Below are 18,767 nucleotides of genomic sequence, written 5' to 3' on the forward strand. Positions count from 1 at the left end.
CTGAAGAGGGATTGATGGCTGATCAGAGACAGACCCCCTGGAGCGCGGCGCTCGACGGCAAGACGGGCAAGGCGTACTGGCGCAGCCTCGCGGAGCTCCTCGAGTCGCCGGAGCTCCGCGAGGCCGCCGCGCGGGAGCTCCCCGGAGGCGAGGGCGGCCCGGGCGCGGTGAGCCGGCGGGCCTGGCTCAAGCTCCTCGGCGCGAGCATGGCGCTCGCAGGCGTCTCCGGGTGCAACTCGAGGCCCGCGGAAAAGATCGTCCCCTATGTGACGACGCCGCCGGAGGTGACGCCGGGCATCCTCCGGTACTACGCCACCAGCCTGGAGCTCGACGGGTTCGCCACAGGCATCCTCGTCGAGAACCACGAGGGGCGGCCGACGAAGGTCGAGGGCAACCCGGAGCACCCGGCGAGCCTCGGCGCGACAAACGTCTACGAGCAGGCGTCGGTGCTCGGCCTCTACGATCAGCACCGGGCGCGCGCGGCGCGGCGCGGCGCCGCCCCGGCGGCGTGGCAGGCGTTCGTCGAGCAGCTCGGGGGCGAGCGGAGCGATCGCGGCGCCGGGCTCCGGTTCGTCCTCCGGCCGACCGGCTCCCCGCTCGTCCTCGACCTCATCGGCCGCATCCAGGCGCGCCATCCGGCCGCGCGGTTCACGTTCTACGCGCCCGCCCGGTCTTCGCACCCGGCGCGCGGGGCCGAGCTCGCCTTCGGCGCTCCGCTCCAGGCGCAGTACGACTTCCGTACGGCGGACGTCATCCTCGCGCTCGACGCCGACTTCCTCGCGTCGATGCCGTTCAGCGTGCCGCATGCGCGCCAGTTCTCGGAGCGCCGGCGCCTCGGCTCGCCGACGGGCACCATGAACCGTCTCTACGTCGTCGAGCCCGGGATGAGCCCCACCGGGAGCATGGCCGATCACCGCCTGCGCAAGCGCCCGAGCGAGATGCCGGCGCTCGCCGCGGCGATCGCGGCGGAGCTGCTCCTCGCGGAGGGCGCGCGCCCCGGATCCATCCCGCCGCAGGCGCTCGGCGCGCTCGAGCCGCTCCGGGCGCACGTGCGCGAGGAGGAGAAGCCGTTCGTCCGGGCGCTCGCGCGCGACCTCGCGCGCGGCGCCGCGGCGAGCGTCGTCATCGTGGGGGAGCGGCAGCCGCCCCAGGTCCACGCGCTCGCGCACGTCATGAACACGGCGCTCCACAACGACCGCGCGGCGTGGGTCACCCGGGCGACCCTGATCTCGGCCGGCGCCGCGGAGCAGGAGCTCGCCGCGCTCGCCGACGAGATCCGGCGCGGCGGCGTCGATACGGTGGTGATCCTCGAGAACAACGTGGCCTATACGGCGCCCGCGGATCTCGAGCTCGCGGCGCTGCTCCGCGCCGTCCCGAACCGCGTCTATCTCGGGCTCTACGAGGACGAGACGGCGGCCGCCTGCGACTGGTTCTTGCCCGCCGCGCACGAGCTCGAGGCCTGGGGAGACGCCCGCGCCTACGACGGCACGATCTCGCTGGTCCAGCCGCTCATCGAGCCGCTCTTCATGGGCAGGACCGCCTCCGAGGTGCTCGCGGTGTTCGCCGGCGAGCCGCGCCGGGGCGCGCGCGAGCTCCTGCGCGACGCCTGGACGGCGCGGCGGGGCGGCGCCGATTTCGAGGCGTTCTGGGAGGACGCGCTCCGGCGCGGGCTCGTCGAGGGCAGCGCGGCCCCGCGCGAGAGCGCCGCGCTGCGGGTCGACGGGGTGATCGCGGCGCTCGGGCAGCTCGCGGCGGCGGTCCCGGCGCCGGCCGAGGTCGTCGAGGTCGCCTTCTCGACCGACTCGAACGTCTATGACGGCCGGTTCGCCAACAATCCGTGGCTGCTCGAGCTGCCCGATCCCGTGACCAAGCTCACCTGGGACAACGCCGCGCTGCTCAGCCCGGAGACGGCCAGGGCGCTCGGCGTCGAGAGCGAGGATGTGGTCGATCTCGAGCTCAGGGGGCGCGCGATCTCGATACCGGTCCTCATCGCGCCGGGGCACGCCGACGGGACGGTGTCGCTCGCGCTCGGCTACGGGCGGAGCGGCGCCGAGTCGATCGCCGCCGGGGTGGGGGCCGACGCGTACCGGCTCCGCACGGCGGACGCGCCGTTCTTCGCGGCGGGCGTCTCGGTGCGGAAGCGGCCGGATCAGAAGCACCCGCTCGCCCTGACGCAGGCGCACTTTCGCCTGCAGGGGCGCCCTATCGCGCTCTCGGTCCCCCTCGCCGTCTACCGCGAGCACCCCGGCTTCACGGAGGCGCTCAAGGGGCCGCTGCCGTCGCTCCTGCCCGAGGTGCCTGCCCCCGGGGCGCCGCTCGGGCAATGGGCCATGACGATCGATCTCACGATCTGCACAGGATGCAGCGCGTGCGTCGTCGCGTGCCAGGCCGAGAACAACGTCCTCGTGGTGGGCAAGGAAGAGGTCCTGAACAGCCGCGAGATGCACTGGCTCCGCATCGACACCTATTACGCGGGCGACCTGCGCGACCCGGGTGTCGTCCACCAGCCCATGCTGTGCCAGCACTGCGAGAAGGCGCCGTGTGAATACGTGTGCCCCGTCAACGCGACGACGCACAGCCCCGACGGACTCAACGAGATGACCTACAACCGCTGCGTCGGGACGCGGTTCTGCTCGAACAACTGCCCCTACAAGGTCCGCCGTTTCAACTGGTTCGATTATACCGAGCTCCACGCCTACAACACCGGGCTCGCGAAGCTCCAGCGCAACCCCGACGTGACCGTGCGGGAGCGCGGCGTCATGGAGAAGTGCACGTACTGCGTCCAGCGGATCCGCCGCGCGGAGATCGCGGCGCGCATCGAGCAGCGCGGGATCCGCCCGGGGGAGGTCGTCACCGCCTGCCAGCAGGCCTGTCCGACGCGGGCGATCCAGTTCGGCTCGCTCGATCACGAGGGGACGCCGATGGTCGCGTGGCGGAGCGAGCCGCGGAGCTACGCGGTGCTGCACGACCAGGGGACCCGGCCGAGGACGATGTACCTCGCGCGCATCGACAACAAGAACCCGGAGATCGGCGAGCCGTGACACAACCCCTCATCCTCGGGAGGCCCACCGACGAGGCCCTCTCGGAAGAGCTGCTGTCGGTCGTCTGGAAGCCGCGATCGCGGCTCTGGTGGGCCGCGTTCGCGCTCGCCGGCGCAGGGACGATCGTGCTCGCGATGACCGTCACCTACACCATCACGAGCGGGATCGGCGTCTGGGGCAACAACATCCCGGTCGGCTGGGCGTTCGGGATCATCAATTTCGTGTTCTGGATCGGCATCGGGCACGCCGGGACGTTCATCTCGGCGATCCTGCTCCTCCTCGAGCAGCGCTGGCGCACGAGCATCAACCGGTTCGCCGAGGCGATGACCCTCTTCGCGGTCGTCCAGGCGGGCCTCTACCCGCTCCTGCACCTCGGGCGGCCGTGGTTCGCGTACTGGCTCATCCCCTACCCTGCCACGCTGAGGGTCTGGCCTCAGTTCAAGAGCGCGCTGCCCTGGGACGCGGCGGCCATCTTCACGTACTTCACGGTCTCTCTCGTGTTCTGGTACGTCGGGCTCGTCCCCGACTTCGCGTCCCTCCGCGACCGGGCCCCCGATCGCCGCCGACGGGTGATCTACGGGATCCTGTCGCTCGGCTGGCGCGGCTCCGCGCAAGGCTACCGCCATTACCGCCTCCTCTACGGGCTCCTCGCCGGTCTCGCGACACCGCTCGTGCTCTCGGTGCACTCGATCGTGAGCAGCGACTTCGCGATAGCGCTCGTCCCGGGCTGGCACTCGACCATCTTTCCCCCGTTCTTCGTCGCCGGCGCCATCTTCTCCGGCTTCGCGATGGTGCTGACGCTCCTCATCCCGGCGCGCCGGGTCTTCCACCTGAAGAGCGTCGTCACCCAGCGGCACATCGACAACCTCAGCAAGCTGACGCTCGTCACGGCCTGGATCGTCATCTACTCGTACATCATCGAGCTCTTCGCCGCCTGGTACAGCGGCTCGGCGTACGAGATCTATCAGTTCTTCGTCGCGCGCCCGAGCGGACCGAACGCCGCCGTCTTCTGGGCGCAGATGATCTGCAACGTCGCCGTCCCGCAGCTGCTCTGGTCCTCGCGGGTCCGGAGCAACATGGTCCTGCTCTGGATCATCTCGATCCTCGTGAACGTCGGTATGTGGTCCGAGCGGTTCGTGATCATCGTCCTGTCGCTGCAGCGCGAGTTCATCCCGTCGGGGTGGCACGCCTACAGCCCGACGTGGGTCGATCTCTCGATGTTCGCCGGGACGTTCTGCTTCTTCCTGCTCCTCTTCCTGATCTTCCTGCGCCTCTTGCCGTTCATCCCGGTGGCCGAGGTCAAGGAGCTGAATCACGAGCTCGGCAAGGAGGAGCACTGATGCGAAGAGGTCTGCTCGCCGAGTTCGAGACGCCGGAGGCGATGCTCCGGGCGATCGCGGAGCTCAGGAGCCGCGGGTACCGCAGGCTCGATGCGTTCACGCCGTACCCGGTGCACGGCCTTGACGAGGCGCTCGGCCTGCGCCGCTCGCCGCTCAACTGGATCGTCCTGCCGTTCGCGCTGGCGGGCGCCGCCGGAGGCTACCTCGTCCAGTGGTACAACAACGCGTACGACTACCCCCTCAACGTCGGCGGCCGGCCACAGCACGCGGCCCCCGCGTTCGTGCCGATCACCTTCGAGATGACGGTGCTCGCGGCCGCCCTCGGGGGGTTCGTCGCGCTGCTCGTCCTCATGCGGCTGCCCGAGCTCTGGAGTCCGATCTTCGACGTTCCGGGCTTCGAGCGCGCCACCATCGATCGATTCTGGATAGGCATCGACGCCCGCGACCCGGCGCTCATCCGCCCCCTCGCCGAGCGCGACCTCACCGATCTCGGCGCGCTCGCCGTCGCCTGGGCCGGGAAGGAGCGCACATGAAGCGCGGCCGCCTCCTCCCGCTCTCCTGCCTGGCCGCGGCGGCGCTCTGCCTGTCGTGCACCCCGGCGGCCCCGAGCGAGCGCGAGCCCGGGGACGCCGACGCGCTGGACCTCGAGCGCATGCTCCACCAGGCGCGCTACGCACCCTACCAGGCATCGGAGCTCTTCCACGACGGCTCGGTCATGCGCCATCCGCCCGAGGGCACCGTTCCGAACGACCGCGTGACCGGCGATCCCGGGCTCACGCGGGGCGTCGCGGGCGGGGCGTACGTGGCGCGCATCCCGGTCCCGGTGACGATCGAGCTGCTCCGGTACGGCCAGGGCCGTTACGAGATCTTCTGCGCCGCCTGCCACGGGATCGCCGGAGACGGCGAGTCGGAGGTCGCGCGCAACATGACGCAGCGCCGCCCGCCGTCGCTCGTCGACCCGCGCGTGCAGGCGTTCCCGCCGGGCCGCGTCTACCAGGTCATCGTCGAGGGCTACGGGCTCATGCGCTCTTACGAGACGAACATCCCGCTCCATGAGCGCTGGGCGATCGTCGCCTATGTGAAGGCGCTCGGGAGGAGCCGCGCCGCCGCGCTCGACGCGCTCCCTCCACCCCTCCGCGAGCGCGCCCGGAAGGAGCTCCCGTGACGTTTCGTATCCCGGTATTCCGGGGCGGCCGCGCGATCGTGACGCGGTCCCTCGGCCTCGCGCTCGTCGGCGCCGTGCTGCTCGTCGCCGGCGCGTTCGTGGACCGCGAGCGGCTCTTCTATGCGTACCTCGCGGCGTACGCCTACGCCGTGACCACGGTGGTCGGCGCTCTCATCTTTCTCATGATCTGCCACGCCATGAACGCGACGTGGCCGGTGGCCGTCCGCCGCCTCGCGGAGGCGATCGTCGGGGCTTTGCCCCTCCTCGTCGTCCTGTTCATCCCGCTCCTGTTCGGGCTGGACACGCTCTATGGCAAGTGGCTCCGCCCCGAGTCCATCGGCGACGAGCACGTGAGGGCGATCGTGCTCCACAAGCAGCCTTACCTGAACCTCCCCTTCTTCCTCGTCCGGACGGCGATCTACTTCGCCGTGTGGCTCGCCTTCGGCGCCCTGCTCCTGCGCGGCTCGCTCCGGGGCGACGCGAGCCCGGCCGTCGCGGACAGCGGCCGGCTCCGCACGATCAGCGTCGCCGGCCTCCCGCCCGTCGCGCTCACGCTCTCGTTCGCCTCGTTCGACTGGCTCATGTCCCTCGCGCCGACGTGGATCTCGACGATGTTCCCTGTCTACGTCTTCGCCGGCGGCTTCGTCGCGGCGATAGCGCTGCTCACGGTGCTCGCGTTCGCCGCCGAGCGCGCCGGGCTCCTGCCCGGGCTCCGCGCGTCGCACTACTACGCCCTCGGCCGGCTGCTGCTCGCGTTCACCATCTTCTGGGCCTACGCCGCCTTCTTCCAGTTCATGCTGATCTGGATCGCGAACAAGCCCGAAGAGGTGGAGTTCTACCTGCACCGCTCCCACGGCCCGTGGGGGCCCGCGACCCTCGTCCTCGTGCTCGCGCGGTTCGTGATCCCGTTCGCGATCCTGCTCAATTACAGGATCAAGCGGCGGCCAGCCTGGCTGTCGGCCGTCGCCGCCTGGATCCTCCTCGCGCATTACCTCGACATGCACTGGCTCGTCGCGCCCGAGGCCTCCGGCGCGCGCGCGCCGTTCCACTGGCTCGATCTCGCGGCGCTCCTCGCCGTGGTCGGCCCGTGCGTCGCGTTCGTCGCGCTGCGCCTGCGCGGCAAGCCGCTCGCCCCCATCAACGACCCGGCCCTGCCGGCCGCCTTCCGTTACGAGAGCGTATGACGTCCCACTACCGCCGTCCCGACGTGCGCCAGGAAGAGGATCTCCTGCCCTGGCGGATAATCCTCGCCGTCGCGTTCGCCGTCGTCGTGATCTTCTTCATCCTGGGCATCTGGTCGAGGATGATCCTGCGCGACCGCGAGGCGGAGCTCCGCCCCGCGGGCAGGACCCTGGAGCGCGCCCTGGAGCGCCTCCCGCCGCGCGGCGTGGTGGCCGGGGTGGATCAGCGGATCTTCCAGCGCCGGGCCGTCGGCGAGGAGGGGCTCGGCACGATGCTGAACCGCGAGAAGCGCGAGGAGCTCGACCGCTTTGGCTGGGCCGATCAGGGCCGCGGGCTCGTGCAGATCCCGATCGAGGACGCGATGAATCTCGTCGTCGAGGAGAGCCGATGATGAGGATGCATCCGGTGTCCGCCGCCGCGCTCCTCTCGCTCGTGTTCACGCGCGCGCCGCTCGCCGCCGCCGCGGATCCGCCGTCGCTCCCGCCCGCCGCGCGCGAGGTCGACATCGAGGAGCGCCTCGGGGGCGCGGTCGACAAGGCGCTCCAGTTCACGGACATGGACGGGCGGCGCGCGCCGCTCGCCGAGCACTTCGATGGCCGGCGGCCGGTCCTCGTCGTCCTCGCCTATTACCGCTGCCCGACGCTCTGCGGCCTCGTGCTGCGCGGCCTCGTCGCCGGCATGGCGAAGCTCGATTACCGGCTCGGCGACCAGTACCGCGCCGTCACGGTGAGCTTCGATCCGCGGGATACCCAGGAGTCCGCGGCGCGGAAGCGCGGCGCCGCCCTGTCGGCGCTGGGCATGGCGGGCGCGCCGGCGCGGGAGACCTGGCCGTTCCTGACCGGCGAGCTGCCCGAGATCCGCGCGCTCGCCGGCGATCTCGGCTTCCGGTTCGCGTACGACCCGCGGACCGAGCAGTACGCGCACCCCGCGGCGGTCTTCGTGCTCACGCCGGAGGGCCGCATCTCCCGCTATCTCTATGGCATCGAGTTCTCCGCCCTCGACCTCCGGCTCGCGCTCCTCGAGGCCAGCCGCGGGCAGGTCGGCACCTCCTTCGATCGCGTCCTCATGACGTGTTATCGCTACGACCCCGCGAGCCGCCGCTACGGCCCTTACGTGGCCGGCTTCCTGCGGATCGGCGCGGCCGCCATCCTGACCTGGGTCGCCACGGTGCTCGCCTTCTTCGGGTGGCAAGGGTGGCGGCGCCGGCGGCGGGAGGACGCGCGATGAACGAGCTCCTGCGCCAGCTGCTCTTCCTGCCCGAGCAGCGCTCCTCGCTGGCCCGCGAGATCGACGGGCTGCACTACTTCGTCATCCTCATGACGATGGGCGGCGCCGTCCTGATCACGCTGATCGGCGGGTATTTCCTTATCCGTTATCGCCGGCGGATCCAGAACACCCCGCGGCCGAACACCGGGGTCCTCGCGCGGCCGGCGCTCCTCCTGGAGACGGCGGGGCTCTTCGGCCTCGGCTTCGTGTTCCTCACCTTCTGGAACATCGGCACGCGGCAGTTCGTCGACCTGCGCACGCCGCCGGACGACGCGCTCGACGTCTATGTCACGGCCAAGCAGTGGATGTGGAAGTTCAGCTATCCGGAAGGAGAGAGCATGATCTCGGTGCTCTACGTCCCTGCGCGCAGGCCAGTGCGGCTCGTGATGACGTCGCGCGATGTCATCCACAGCTTCTTCGTGCCCGCGTTCCGCATCAAGCAGGACGTCCTCCCGGGCCGGTACACCACCGCCTGGTTCGAGGCGACCGAGCCCGGCGCGTACCCCATCCTCTGCACCGAGTACTGCGGCACGAGCCACTCGGAGATGCGCGGCCAGGTGATCGCGCTCGACCCGGAGGACTACGAGCGCTGGCTCGCGGGCGGCGCGGCGAGCACCCCGGCGTTCGCGCAGGAGGCCGCCGCCAAGGCCGAGCAGGAGCTCGCCGCGGCGGAGCCGACGATGCCCGTCCGCGGCGAGCGCGCCGCCGCGCGGCACGGCTGCCTCCGCTGCCACACCCTCGACGGCACGCCGCACGTCGGCCCCACCTGGGCCGGGCTCTACCGCGCCGTCGTGCCGCTCGAGGACGGCGGCGAGCGCATCGCCGACGAGGCCTACATCACCGAGTCGATCATGGATCCGCTCGCCGTCGTGCACCGCGGCTTCTCGCCGGTCATGCCGTCGTATCTGGGGCAGATCACGCCGCCCGACATCGCCGCGATGATCGAGCTCATCAAATCGATCCGCGACGTCCCCCGCGGCCCCGTGGTGCCGTGGGACGGCGGAGTCAGCGGGGGCGGCGCCGCCGCGCCGGGGGGGATGACGCCATGATGGCCCATGAGGTCGAGGGGACAGCGCCCGTTCACGGCTCGCACGAGCTCGATTACCTCCGCGCCGGCGTCGGCGTGCGCTCGTGGCTGCTCACGACCGATCACAAGCGCATCGGGCTCATGTTTTACGCGCTCATCGTGCCGATGCTCATGCTCGGCGGCGCCTTCGCGCTCGTCCTCCGGACAGAGCTCCTGACCCCCGGGCCCACCGTGATCGACGCGTCGACCTACAATCGCATGTTCACGCTCCACGGCGTGGTCATGGTCTGGCTCTTCATGATCCCGTCGATCCCGAACATCTTCGGGAACTTCGTCCTCCCGCTCCAGATCGGCGCGAAGGACCTCGCCTTCCCGCGCCTCAACCTGGCGAGCCTCTACTTTTACGCGATCGGCGGCGTTGTCACGCTGGCGACGGCGATCTTCGGGGGCGCGGACACCGGGTGGACGTTCTACCCGCCGTACAGCACGACCACGCCCACGGCCGTCATGCCCGTCGTGATCGGCATCTTCATCCTCGGCATCTCGTCGATGATGACGGCGGTGAACTTCATCGCCACGACGCACACGATGCGCGCCAGAGGGGTCGGCTGGGGCCGCCTGCCGCTCTTCACGTGGGCGATCTACAGCACGAGCATCATCATCCTGCTCGCGACGCCCGTCCTCGGCCTGACGATCCTGCTCGTCGGGCTGGACCACATCTATCATTTCGGCATCTTCGACCCGACGCTGGGCGGAGATCCCGTGCTGTTCCAGCACCTGTTCTGGTTCTACTCCCACCCGGCCGTCTACATCATGGTGCTCCCGGCGCTCGGGGTCATCAGCGAAGTGGTCTGCACCTTCTCGCAGCGGCCCCCGGCGTCCTACTGGGCGATCGCCATCTCGTCGCTCGGCATCGCCTTCATCGGGTTCACCGGCTGGGGGCACCACATGTTCGTGGCCGGGATGAGCGAGCTCGACGCCGGGATCTTCGGCGCGCTCTCGATGTTCGTCGCGATCTTCTCCGCCATCAAGGTCTTCACCTGGGTGGCCACGCTGCAGAAGGGGGCCATTTATTTCAACACCCCGATGCTCTATTTCTTCTGGTTTCTGTTCCTCTTCGTCTTCGGCGGCATGACCGGCGTCGCCGTCGCGACGCAGTCGCTCGACGTCCACTGGCACGACACCTACTTCGTCGTGGCCCACTTCCATTTCATCATGGTGGGGGGCACGGTCACCGCGTTCCTCGCGGCCGCGCACTACTGGTTCCCCAAGATGTTCGGCCGCATGTACTCCGAGCCGATGGGGATGGTCAGCTCGTTCGGCGGGTTCCTCGGGTTCATCCTGACGTTCCTCCCGCAGTTCTTGCTGGGCAACGCCGGGATGCCGCGCCGTTATTACAGCTACCCGGAGCAGTACCAGTGGCTGAACGTCCTCTCGACCGGCGGCGCCTACCTGCTCGCGGGCGCGCTCGTGCTCTCGCTGGTGAACCTCCTCATCGCCCTGCGCTGGGGGCCGCGCGCCGCGGCCAATCCATGGAGGTCCCGCAGCTACGAGTGGGAGACGCCGCCCATCCCACCGGCGCACAACTTCCCTGTGACCCCGATCATCGAGCGCGGCCCGTACGACTACCACCTGACCGACGAGGAGGCCCATGCCCGAATCTCAACCGCCCGCTGAGCCGCTCGCCCCGGCGCGGCTCGCCATGCAGTTCGAGGATCTCGAGAAGCAGACCCACGCCGCGCACTTCGGGATGTGGATCTTCCTCGCCAGCGAGATCCTCCTCTTCGGCGGGCTCTTCGCCCTGTATGCCGCCTACCGCGCGGTCTTCGGCGCCGAGTTCACCGCCGCCGTCGCGCACAACAACGCCACCATCGGCACGGCGAACACGGCGATCCTCCTGACGAGCAGCCTCCTCGTCGCGCTGAGCGTCTATGCCGTGCGCCTCGATCAGCCCGTGAGGGCCGGCCGCCTCCTGCTCGGCGCCATCGCGCTCGGCCTCGCCTTCCTCGCGCTGAAGGGCATCGAGTACACGCACCACTTCCACGAGGGCATCTTCCCCGGCGCCGCCTACCGCTTCGAGGTGCTCCCGCAGCCGGGCGCGAACGTGTTCTTCACGCTCTATTACCTGACGACCGGGCTCCACGCCATCCACGTCACGGCGGGGCTCGTGGTCCTCGGCTGGCTCGCGTGGGGGTGCTTCCGGCGCCGGTACGGCGCGGGCAACGAGACGCACGTCGATCTCGGCGGGCTCTACTGGCACCTCGTCGACGTGATCTGGATCTTCCTCTGGCCCATGCTCTACCTGATGCACCGCTAACGGCATGTAGCGCTCATGATCGTCAAGCACCTCTCCTCGCGGACCTACGTGATCGTCTGGCTCGTCCTGATGGCGCTCACGCTGGCCTCGTACCTCCTCTCGCTCGCCCACCTCGGCCGGGCCGACGTCGTCGCGGCGCTGCTCATCGCCACGGCGAAGACGGTGCTCGTGCTCCTCTTCTTCATGCACCTCATCGAGCAGCGCTTCGCGAACACCCTGCCCATGATCGTGGCGGCCCTCCTCCTCGGCCTGCTGCTCACGCTGATGATCGCCGACGTGACGACGCGCGAGACGGTCTCGCGCGGGCCGGTCCCGCCGGCTCCGCCGCCCGAGGCCATCGCCCCACCCCGGTGATCCGGGGGAAGCGCTCGTCGGGCGCGCTCGATCACCACCTGCCGCTCGGCCTGGCCCCTCGCTTGCATGCTCCAGCCGCAGAGCGCGCAAGGACGAGATCTTGCGCCATGTTGTGCCGCAGAAAGGACGTAGCGAGTCATGGCCATTCAGAAAAAGCGCAAGGTGCTCCGGGCTCCCTTCATCGTGACCGTCGCCGCGGCGGCCTCGCTCGCGGGCGCCGTGGCCCTGCCGGGATGCCTCCCCACCGTGCAGGGCGGCGGCTGTCCCGAGGCGATTCCGGAGAGGGGATCGAGCTGCGACGCGGACGACCTGTCCTGCGACTATCTCGACTCCTGCGACCACCCCATCGAGTACGGGTGCGTGGACGGGGCGTGGCAGGTGGAGGCCGAGATGTCCTGCAACCCGCCGCCGCCACCGGAGGAGTGCCCCGTCGCGGTCTGCAACCCGCCGCCGCCCGCGTGCCCCGAGGAGATGCCGGCCAACGGGGCTCCCTGCGACGGCGGGATCGGGACCTGCGGCTACGAGATGATAACCGGCTGCGGTCCGATGCCGATCGACGCGGCGTGCGTCCTGGAAGACGACACCTGGCGCTGGCAGGTGCACGAAATCTTCTGCAACCCGCCGCCGCCGGACCAGTGCCTCACGGCCGCCACCGCGAACGAGTGCGCGGGTCTGGGGCCGACATGTCAGTGGCTTGTGCCAGGCTGCGCCGAGGGCTCCGGGACCCCGGCGCTGCCCGCGGTGGGCTGCTTCCCGAGCCTGCCATGCGAGGCCGACGAGGCGTGTCCATCCGGGACGCTCTGTCAGGAGGTCGTCGTCAACCCCTGCGTCGCGTCGTCTCCCGACGGGGCGACCTGCGCCGCGTGCGGGGCGACCGAGCACGTCTGCGTGCCGCCCTCCGCGGCGACCACCGCGTCGAAGTGAGCTCCTCCGCGGCCGGCACTCCCACCTCCCGGCCACCGCGGCGGCGTGAGCCGCTCCGCGGCCGGCGCGCTCCGCCTCCCGTCTTGCCGCCCTCGGACCCCGCGCATAGGGTGACCCCATGACGGACGCCCCCGACGCAAAGCAGGACAGCACCGCGGCCGCGGAGCAGGCGCCGCGCGAGCAGCCGTCCCCCCTCCCTCCCGCGAGCGACGCGGTGCGCGCCGAGTGGGGGCGGCGCGTCGAGGCCGAGTACCGCTCGGCGGCGATCACACAGCACCTCACGCTCTGGCTCATCCAGATGGGCGCGTCGCCGGATCTCATCGACGACGGCCTGCGCATCGTCAAGGACGAGCTCGCCCACGCGCGCCTGAGCCATCGCGTCCACGCCCTCGCGGGCGGCGGGGCCTTGCCGGCGCTGCGCCGCGAGACCCTCGGCCTGAAGAGCAGCGGCGACGAGCCGCTCGAGATGGCTGTCGCCCGGGCGGGCGTCGAGGTGTTCTGTCTCGGAGAGACGGTCGCTGTCCCGCTCTTCAAAGTGCTCCGCGAGGGGTGCACCGTCCGTGTCGCGCGCCGGGCGCTCGACCGCATCCTGCGCGACGAGGTCCGGCACCGCGACTTCGGCTGGACGCTGCTCAGCTACCTGCTCGAGCTGCCGTGCGCGCCGGCGGTGAGGCAGCTTGTCGACCGCGAGCTCCACGCCATGTTCACGCGGCTGCGCAGGAGCTACATGCCTCCCGGCGGCGCGAGGCGCGCGGCGATCTCGGACGACGACCGCGCCTGGGGCCTGATGCCGGTGGCCCGTTATGGCGAGATCCTCGAGCGTGCCATCGAGCGGGACTACGTGCCTCGCTTCGGCGAGCACGGCCTCGACGCGGCCGCCGCGTGGCGCCGCTCGGCGAGCGCGCCCGACAGGGCCGCCGCGCCCCCCTGAGCCGGCCCCGCCCGCCCTCGACACGGCGCCGCGAGGCGGGCCGTCGCCCTTCGGGGGCGGGCCGGGGCTGGCGGTAGGTCAGGCCTTGAAGAGGTCGAACTCGGGGCTGTAGGTCACGACGCCCCGGGCGCGCTCCAGCGCGTGCCCTGCGAGCTCCAGCACCATGAACGCCTCATCGACCGCGTACTCGTTGCCGAGGCCGTACAGGCTGGCCTTCTTGAACCCGAACCGGGCGTAGTACGCCGGCTCGCCGAGCACGACGGCGAACGCATGGCCGGCGTCCCTGCACGCCTCGAGCCCTCGCCGCGCCAGCGCGGAGCCCACGCCGCGACCGTGGAGGTCCGGCAGCACCGCGAGCGGCGCGAGGCCGAGGCCCCCGTCGGGCGCGCCGTCGCCGGCGATCGTCACGGGGCTGAACAGGACATGTCCGACGATGGCACTCTCCATCTCCGCGACCAGCGAGACCGTGGAGCGCCCCGCGTCCCGCAGCCTGTCCACGAGATCCGCCTCGAGCGCCGAAGGAAACGCGGCGATGTGCACGGCGCGGATCCCGGCCTCGTCGCCCGCCCGCTCGGACCGGAGGCTCATCATCGAAGCACCCCGCCAGGACGGCGGTTCCCCGCCGCTTCGCCCGATCCGCCGGGGGCCTCCGGCGCGATCCCTCGCCCGCGGTCAGCGTCAAGCGCCGAGGCGCACCTGGCTGTGACAGACCACGTCCGACCGCGTCCACGCGTGGAGAGCGTCCCGAGGACTCCAGTTCTCCACAGGCGTTCTCCACAGGAAAGCCCCCGGTGCAACAGCTGGATTCTGTCGATTACCATCGCGGCGCGCGCCTCCTCTCGTCATGGCTCCCGCAGAGCCTAGCCGAACCGAGCGCGGACCGGCGAGCCGGCATTCGCGCCGCGCATGTAACTACATGTAATCGTTATAATTTAAGGCGCAAGAGGCTCCGCCGTCCGACCCTGATAGGTTGGGACAATGTCCGTCCGATCGATCCCTTTCCGGACGGGTCGAAGGTGGCTATCCATGGTAGACATCAAAAACACGGCGCGACGACGTGTCTCTCGCACGGCGCGCGTGAATGGCGCGCCGGAATGCTCCGTTTTGGAGGAGATTTCATGGAACAGATCTCGCTCACGTATTTTGTCGACTTCGTTCTCAAGGCCGGGACGCCCAAGCTGACCGGCGTCAGGGAGTTCAAGGAGCGGAAGGACGAGCTTTACACGGACTTTTACAGGCAGGTCCGCGAGGCGATCGTCGACATGCACAGGAGCGGAAAGCCCACCAGCGTGCTCGACGGCTTCCTCGCCGCCCAGCACGACGAGCGGCGCCGCCGCATCTACCCGTCGGTGGTGAATGGATACCGCAAGTTCCTCGCCTCGACGAAGATGACGTGGTTCGAGCCGCCGGCGTCGACGTACCGCCTCGGCGATCTCGAGATCAACGTCAATCCGGAGCTCGGGCTCCTCATCGATGGGACGCCGCACGTGATCAAGATGTATTTTCGCGGGGAGCCCCTGTCGTCCAAGCGGGTGTCGGTCGTGCTGAATCTCCTCATGAACGGCCTCGCCGAGAGCACGCCGGGCGGCGCCTTCGCGGTGCTCGACGTGCGGAACGCCAAGATTCACACCTTCAAGGTGCCGAACCCGCGGCTCAGCCTGCTGCTCCGCGGCGAGGCGGCCTCCTTCGCCACCATCTACACCGGGCTGTGACGGCCGCGGCGCCGGGCGAGGCGGCGGCGCGCAGCGCGAACGTCGCACCACGTCATCGCTCGGCATCCACCGAGCCCGGGGCGCCCACCGCCGCGCCACCGACGCCGCCGCGCCGCGCGCCCGCCCAGCGCACGAGCCGGCTCAGCGGGCGGACCGGCAGGCGAGCGGCCTCGCGACGACGCCGTGACGCGGCAACGCCGTGACGCGGCAACGCCGTGACGCGGCAACGCCATGACGCGGCGGCGCCGCAACGCCGCGGCACCGTCACGCGGCAGCAGCGGAATGATGCAGCACTGAACCCGCGACGAACGGCGCACAGGCAATCAGCTGTAGGAGATTTACGCCTCTGGCCACATCGCAGCACGCACAAGCAGAGCAAAAATGACCGATCCCGTGAAAGAGAACTACGATCAAGCCGTCAGCTTCAGTTATCCTCAGGCTGCCATGGACCGCCGCGCGCAGATCACTGCAACCCCGCTTCATGTACCCAGCATTCTTGTGGTCCTTGATCCGGCGTGGCCGGCGCTCTTCAGCCTGTGCCTCGCGGTGGCGCCGGGCTGCGGGGTGCTCCTGCACCGCTGCGACGCGGCCACCGCCGCGACGATCGCCGCCGAGCGGCGGCCGCTCGCGATCATCCTGTCCAACAGCGTCTACGCGAAGGAGCCGGCCGAGTTCGACGCGCTCGCCCGCGACGTTCGCTCCACGCTGCTGCGGCTCGACGAGGAGGTCAGCGAGCGAGAGCTGGAGGCGATGCTGAGCGGCGCGCTGCGCGAGACGCGCGAGATGAACGCCCAGCGCGACGCGGGGCGGCGCGACGAGGGCAGCGGGCGCTACACGCTGATCGGCACGCAGCTCAGCGAGGCCGTCGGCGCGAAGGGCGCGGCCCCGCGTGCGGCGCCGAGGCCGGGCGCGAGCGCCGATCCCCGGCTCGCGCAGCGGCACCGCGAGTCGTCGCCGAGCCACAGCACGATGCCGCCGCCGTCGGCGCGCGCCGGCTCCCCGCCCTCGGTCCGGCTGCCGCTGCCGAGCCAGCCGTTCACCCCGGTGCCTCCGTCCAGCGCACCGCCGTCGTTCCGCTCCCCGCCCTCGGTGCGCTCCGCGCAGCCGTCGTCGGCGCGCGCGCAGCCGAGCGCGTACGCCACGGGCATACCTCGCTCGGTCCCACCGCCCGCCTCGCGCCCGCTCTCGGGCCCCCCGCCGGCCCATCCGGCGGTCACCGCCGGCGCCCCGCAGTCGGTCCCGCCCCCGTCGACGCGCGCGGCGGCCGCCTCGGTGCGCGCGGAGCTGCGGTCGAGCCCGCCCCCTCCGATGCGCGCCCAGCCGAACGCGTCGCCGCCGTCGTCGCGCGCGCTGCCGGGGGTCCCGGCGGCGCGGCGGCCGACGCCGATGCCGCCGTCGAGCTCGCAGGCGGGGCCGCCTCCCTCCGCGCGCAGCCTGCCGAGCCCGCCCTCCATGCGCGGCATGGCGAACTCGCCCCCCTCGGTCCGCTCCGGCCCGCCCGGTCGGCTCTCGGGCACCGAGCCCCCGCCGTCGATCCGGACGATGGGTCCGCTGTCGGCGCGCCTGGCCCCGCCGTCCTCGGTTCGCCCCGAGCTGTCGCCGCGCTCGGGCGTGCGGGAGCGGGGCAGCGAGGAGCTCGACGCCGTGTTCGAGGATCAGAAGCTGCCGCTCGACGCGCTCGGCAACCGGGGCGGCACGACGACGCGCTGAAGCGCGGGGGCCTCTGCGGCGCTGTCCGGCGAACGCTGTAGCTCGTCGGACGGCGGCGCCTATCCGCGCGGGCGCGTGACCCACGACACGGCGGAGGCCGCAGCGCGCCCGAGCAGATCGCCGGCGATGTCGCTCAGCGCAGGAGGCGCGGGCGCGCCGAGATCGCGGCCCAGGTCGACGAGGATGCGGTCGACGCACTCCATCGCGCTCGAGGCGGCGAGCTCCATGCCCGCGCCGCGGCCGCCGGCGGCGCCCCCCGCGAGGTAGAGCCCTCGCACGGGCGTGTGCACCGCCGGCCGCGCGCGGCCGACCTGGCCAGGCGTCTGCGCCGTCCCCGCGGCGAGCTCGCCGCCCGGGACGCACGCTCCCCCGCGCCCGTTCCCGGGCGAGCCGTCGACGCCGTCGACGAAGAGCGCCGCGGAGAGCAGGCCGGGCACCGCGCCGACGAGCGCGCGCAAGAGCTCGTCGGTCGTCGCGGCGGGCGCGCCGGGCGAGGCGCCGCCGCTCGCGCCAGACACGGCGCATGCGCAGAGGAGCTCGTGCCCGGGCGGCGCGAGCGACGGATCGAAGCGCGTCGGCGCCAGGCAGTAGAACGGCAAGGCCGGCGCGCCGTCGCCGCCGCCGCCGATGCCGGCGAGCGCGCCCGCCGCGACGAGCCGCTTGCGCAGCCCGATCTTCACCTGGGCCTGCCTCGGCTGCGGCGTCAGCGCGCGGGCGCGCGCCACGTACGCCTCCGGGAAGTGCGGCTCGCCCACGAGGCCCGCGACGGTGGGCAGGAGGCCGGCCGTGCTCACCACGACGCGCGCAGACAGCGTCGTCCCGTCCTCGAGCTCCACGCCGCGCACGCGCCGAGCCTGCACCAGCACGCGGCGCACGGTCGTGCCCGCGAGCACGGCGGCGCCGTGCTCGCGGGCCAGACGGCAGAAGACGTCGGGGACCCGAGCCGCGCCGCCCTCGGGGTAGCTCTGCCGTCCGGAGCGGGCGAGCCGGCGCAAGGAGAAGAGCGCCTCGCCGGCCGACGCCTCGGATCCGGGGAGCAGCAGCGGCAGGCCGAGCAGCCCGCCGAGCCGGGCCGCGGCCGCGGCGCGCGGGAGGAAGCGGGCCGCGTACGCCTCGGCCGTCACGTCATCGCACGCGGCCAGGTCCACGTCGCGCATCGCGGTCGCGTGCGCGAGGAGGCGCGCGGCGCGCGCGGCCTCCAGGGGCGTGAGCTCGAGGGCGCGCGCGAGATCCAGCGCGGAGGCGGCCAGCTGCCGGTGATCCGCCGGGAAGACAACGCGGCCGCCGCGCTCAGCTTCGCGGCCGCCGCGCGCGGGGCCCGCGAAGCAGAGCGCGGCGGGCTCGCTGCTCTGCCGGAAGGCGATCGCGTCGCCCTGGCCCACGCGGCGGAGCACGTCGCCGACGGGGCCCTCTTCGCCGCGGCAGAGCATGTGCGTGCCTGTATCGACACGGAAGCTGTCCCTCTCGTAAGCCGCGGCGGAGCCGCCCAGGCGGCGCTCCTTCTCGGCGAGGAGGGTCGGGATGCCGGCGTGCGCCAGGAGGAGCGCCGCGGCAGCGCCGCCGACACCCGAGCCGATCACCACCGCGCGCAAGGGAACCTCGTCCATGACGTCGTGAGAACATAACGCGGCGAGCCCGTGCGCGGCGTGTCGTGCAGCACCCTCCGTGCGTCGCAGGAATCACGCCACGTGCGCAAGGAGCACCAGAAGCGCAAGGAGCGCAAGGAGCGCAAGGAGCGCAAGGAGCGCAAGGAGCGCAACGAGCGGAGCGGCGGAGCGTAAGCAACGCTGGACGCGCC

At 71.6% G+C, this 18,767-nt stretch carries 17 protein-coding genes; 15 read left to right on the forward strand and 2 right to left on the reverse strand.

What is annotated here, in order from left to right:
- The first annotated feature begins 14 nt into the window (after nucleotides 1–14).
- From WMF17_RS23585 to WMF17_RS23645, 13 genes are all read left to right on the forward strand, one after another.
- A complete protein-coding gene (locus WMF17_RS23585) occupies nucleotides 15–3,041 on the forward strand; it encodes a TAT-variant-translocated molybdopterin oxidoreductase (protein ID WP_437595324.1) in 3,027 nt (1,008 codons plus the stop codon).
- Entirely contained in the window at nucleotides 3,038–4,381 is a 1,344-nt protein-coding gene (gene nrfD / locus WMF17_RS23590) for an NrfD/PsrC family molybdoenzyme membrane anchor subunit (protein WP_437595325.1), read from the forward strand. Before WMF17_RS23585 ends, nrfD begins: the two co-directional genes overlap by 4 nt.
- Nucleotides 4,381–4,914 carry a DUF3341 domain-containing protein gene (locus WMF17_RS23595; RefSeq protein WP_437595326.1) on the forward strand — a complete coding sequence of 178 codons (534 nt, stop codon included), beginning with the start codon at nucleotides 4,381–4,383 and terminating at the stop codon, nucleotides 4,912–4,914. Before nrfD ends, WMF17_RS23595 begins: the two co-directional genes overlap by 1 nt.
- Entirely contained in the window at nucleotides 4,911–5,546 is a 636-nt protein-coding gene (locus tag WMF17_RS23600) for a c-type cytochrome (RefSeq protein WP_437595327.1), read from the forward strand. Before WMF17_RS23595 ends, WMF17_RS23600 begins: the two co-directional genes overlap by 4 nt.
- The gene (locus tag WMF17_RS23605) at nucleotides 5,543–6,730 is read left to right on the forward strand and encodes a hypothetical protein (protein WP_437643359.1); all 1,188 of its coding nucleotides are present in this window, start codon (nucleotides 5,543–5,545) and stop codon (nucleotides 6,728–6,730) included. The genes WMF17_RS23600 and WMF17_RS23605 overlap by 4 nt, the downstream gene beginning before the upstream one ends.
- Nucleotides 6,727–7,119, forward strand: a complete 393-nt coding sequence (locus WMF17_RS23610; protein ID WP_437595329.1) for a hypothetical protein — start codon at nucleotides 6,727–6,729, stop codon at nucleotides 7,117–7,119. Before WMF17_RS23605 ends, WMF17_RS23610 begins: the two co-directional genes overlap by 4 nt.
- Nucleotides 7,116–7,955, forward strand: a complete 840-nt coding sequence (locus tag WMF17_RS23615; protein ID WP_437595330.1) for an SCO family protein — start codon at nucleotides 7,116–7,118, stop codon at nucleotides 7,953–7,955. The genes WMF17_RS23610 and WMF17_RS23615 overlap by 4 nt, the downstream gene beginning before the upstream one ends.
- Complete coding sequence (gene coxB, locus WMF17_RS23620; protein WP_437595331.1) at nucleotides 7,952–9,043, forward strand: cytochrome c oxidase subunit II; 1,092 nt, start codon at nucleotides 7,952–7,954, stop codon at nucleotides 9,041–9,043. The genes WMF17_RS23615 and coxB overlap by 4 nt, the downstream gene beginning before the upstream one ends.
- Nucleotides 9,040–10,698, forward strand: coding sequence for a cytochrome c oxidase subunit I (locus WMF17_RS23625; protein ID WP_437595332.1), 1,659 nt, complete (start codon nucleotides 9,040–9,042; stop codon nucleotides 10,696–10,698). Before coxB ends, WMF17_RS23625 begins: the two co-directional genes overlap by 4 nt.
- Entirely contained in the window at nucleotides 10,673–11,338 is a 666-nt protein-coding gene (locus WMF17_RS23630) for a cytochrome c oxidase subunit 3 (protein ID WP_437643361.1), read from the forward strand. The genes WMF17_RS23625 and WMF17_RS23630 overlap by 26 nt, the downstream gene beginning before the upstream one ends.
- A 15-nt stretch (nucleotides 11,339–11,353) precedes the next feature.
- The gene (locus WMF17_RS23635; protein WP_437595334.1) at nucleotides 11,354–11,692 is read left to right on the forward strand and encodes a cytochrome C oxidase subunit IV family protein; all 339 of its coding nucleotides are present in this window, start codon (nucleotides 11,354–11,356) and stop codon (nucleotides 11,690–11,692) included.
- 138 nt (nucleotides 11,693–11,830) lie between these two features.
- Nucleotides 11,831–12,616, forward strand: a complete 786-nt coding sequence (locus WMF17_RS23640) for a hypothetical protein (RefSeq protein WP_437643363.1) — start codon at nucleotides 11,831–11,833, stop codon at nucleotides 12,614–12,616.
- 118 nt (nucleotides 12,617–12,734) lie between these two features.
- Nucleotides 12,735–13,547 carry a ferritin-like domain-containing protein gene (locus WMF17_RS23645; protein WP_437595336.1) on the forward strand — a complete coding sequence of 271 codons (813 nt, stop codon included), beginning with the start codon at nucleotides 12,735–12,737 and terminating at the stop codon, nucleotides 13,545–13,547.
- A 78-nt stretch (nucleotides 13,548–13,625) separates the two neighbouring features.
- Here WMF17_RS23645 and WMF17_RS23650 read toward each other — a convergent pair whose 3' ends face one another.
- Nucleotides 13,626–14,138 carry a GNAT family N-acetyltransferase gene (locus tag WMF17_RS23650; protein WP_437595337.1) on the reverse strand — a complete coding sequence of 171 codons (513 nt, stop codon included), beginning with the start codon at nucleotides 14,136–14,138 and terminating at the stop codon, nucleotides 13,626–13,628.
- Nucleotides 14,139–14,665: 527 nt separating this feature from the next.
- On the opposite strand from WMF17_RS23650, the gene WMF17_RS23655 reads away from it, so the two are divergent.
- A complete protein-coding gene (locus WMF17_RS23655) occupies nucleotides 14,666–15,259 on the forward strand; it encodes a hypothetical protein (RefSeq protein WP_437595338.1) in 594 nt (197 codons plus the stop codon).
- Between the two features lie 498 nt (nucleotides 15,260–15,757).
- Nucleotides 15,758–16,969, forward strand: a complete 1,212-nt coding sequence (locus WMF17_RS23660) for a hypothetical protein (RefSeq protein ID WP_437595339.1) — start codon at nucleotides 15,758–15,760, stop codon at nucleotides 16,967–16,969.
- 59 nt (nucleotides 16,970–17,028) lie between these two features.
- Here the strand turns inward: WMF17_RS23660 and WMF17_RS23665 are convergent, their stop codons facing one another.
- Nucleotides 17,029–18,576: a phytoene desaturase family protein gene (locus tag WMF17_RS23665; protein WP_437643365.1), complete on the reverse strand. Its 1,548-nt coding sequence runs from the start codon at nucleotides 18,574–18,576 to the stop codon at nucleotides 17,029–17,031.
- Nucleotides 18,577–18,767 lie beyond the last annotated feature (191 nt).

This window comes from Sorangium sp. So ce362, assembly GCF_051519845.1.
In the GTDB taxonomy this organism is placed as follows: Bacteria; Myxococcota_A; Polyangia; order Polyangiales; family Polyangiaceae; genus Sorangium.

What these genes read in the sequence shown, in the direction of transcription:
- WMF17_RS23585 (WP_437595324.1), top strand. Translation starts at nt 15, where the DNA reads ATGGCTGATCAGAGACAGACCCCCTGGAGCGCGGCGCTCGACGGCAAG.
- WMF17_RS23595 (WP_437595326.1), top strand. Translation starts at nt 4,381, where the DNA reads ATGCGAAGAGGTCTGCTCGCCGAGTTCGAGACGCCGGAGGCGATGCTC.
- WMF17_RS23600 (WP_437595327.1), top strand. Translation starts at nt 4,911, where the DNA reads ATGAAGCGCGGCCGCCTCCTCCCGCTCTCCTGCCTGGCCGCGGCGGCG.
- WMF17_RS23610 (WP_437595329.1), top strand. Translation starts at nt 6,727, where the DNA reads ATGACGTCCCACTACCGCCGTCCCGACGTGCGCCAGGAAGAGGATCTC.
- WMF17_RS23615 (WP_437595330.1), top strand. Translation starts at nt 7,116, where the DNA reads ATGATGAGGATGCATCCGGTGTCCGCCGCCGCGCTCCTCTCGCTCGTG.
- coxB (WP_437595331.1), top strand. Translation starts at nt 7,952, where the DNA reads ATGAACGAGCTCCTGCGCCAGCTGCTCTTCCTGCCCGAGCAGCGCTCC.
- WMF17_RS23625 (WP_437595332.1), top strand. Translation starts at nt 9,040, where the DNA reads ATGATGGCCCATGAGGTCGAGGGGACAGCGCCCGTTCACGGCTCGCAC.
- WMF17_RS23630 (WP_437643361.1), top strand. Translation starts at nt 10,673, where the DNA reads ATGCCCGAATCTCAACCGCCCGCTGAGCCGCTCGCCCCGGCGCGGCTC.
- WMF17_RS23635 (WP_437595334.1), top strand. Translation starts at nt 11,354, where the DNA reads ATGATCGTCAAGCACCTCTCCTCGCGGACCTACGTGATCGTCTGGCTC.
- WMF17_RS23640 (WP_437643363.1), top strand. Translation starts at nt 11,831, where the DNA reads ATGGCCATTCAGAAAAAGCGCAAGGTGCTCCGGGCTCCCTTCATCGTG.
- WMF17_RS23645 (WP_437595336.1), top strand. Translation starts at nt 12,735, where the DNA reads ATGACGGACGCCCCCGACGCAAAGCAGGACAGCACCGCGGCCGCGGAG.
- WMF17_RS23650 (WP_437595337.1), bottom strand. Translation starts at nt 14,138, where the DNA reads ATGATGAGCCTCCGGTCCGAGCGGGCGGGCGACGAGGCCGGGATCCGC.
- WMF17_RS23655 (WP_437595338.1), top strand. Translation starts at nt 14,666, where the DNA reads ATGGAACAGATCTCGCTCACGTATTTTGTCGACTTCGTTCTCAAGGCC.
- WMF17_RS23665 (WP_437643365.1), bottom strand. Translation starts at nt 18,576, where the DNA reads ATGGACGAGGTTCCCTTGCGCGCGGTGGTGATCGGCTCGGGTGTCGGC.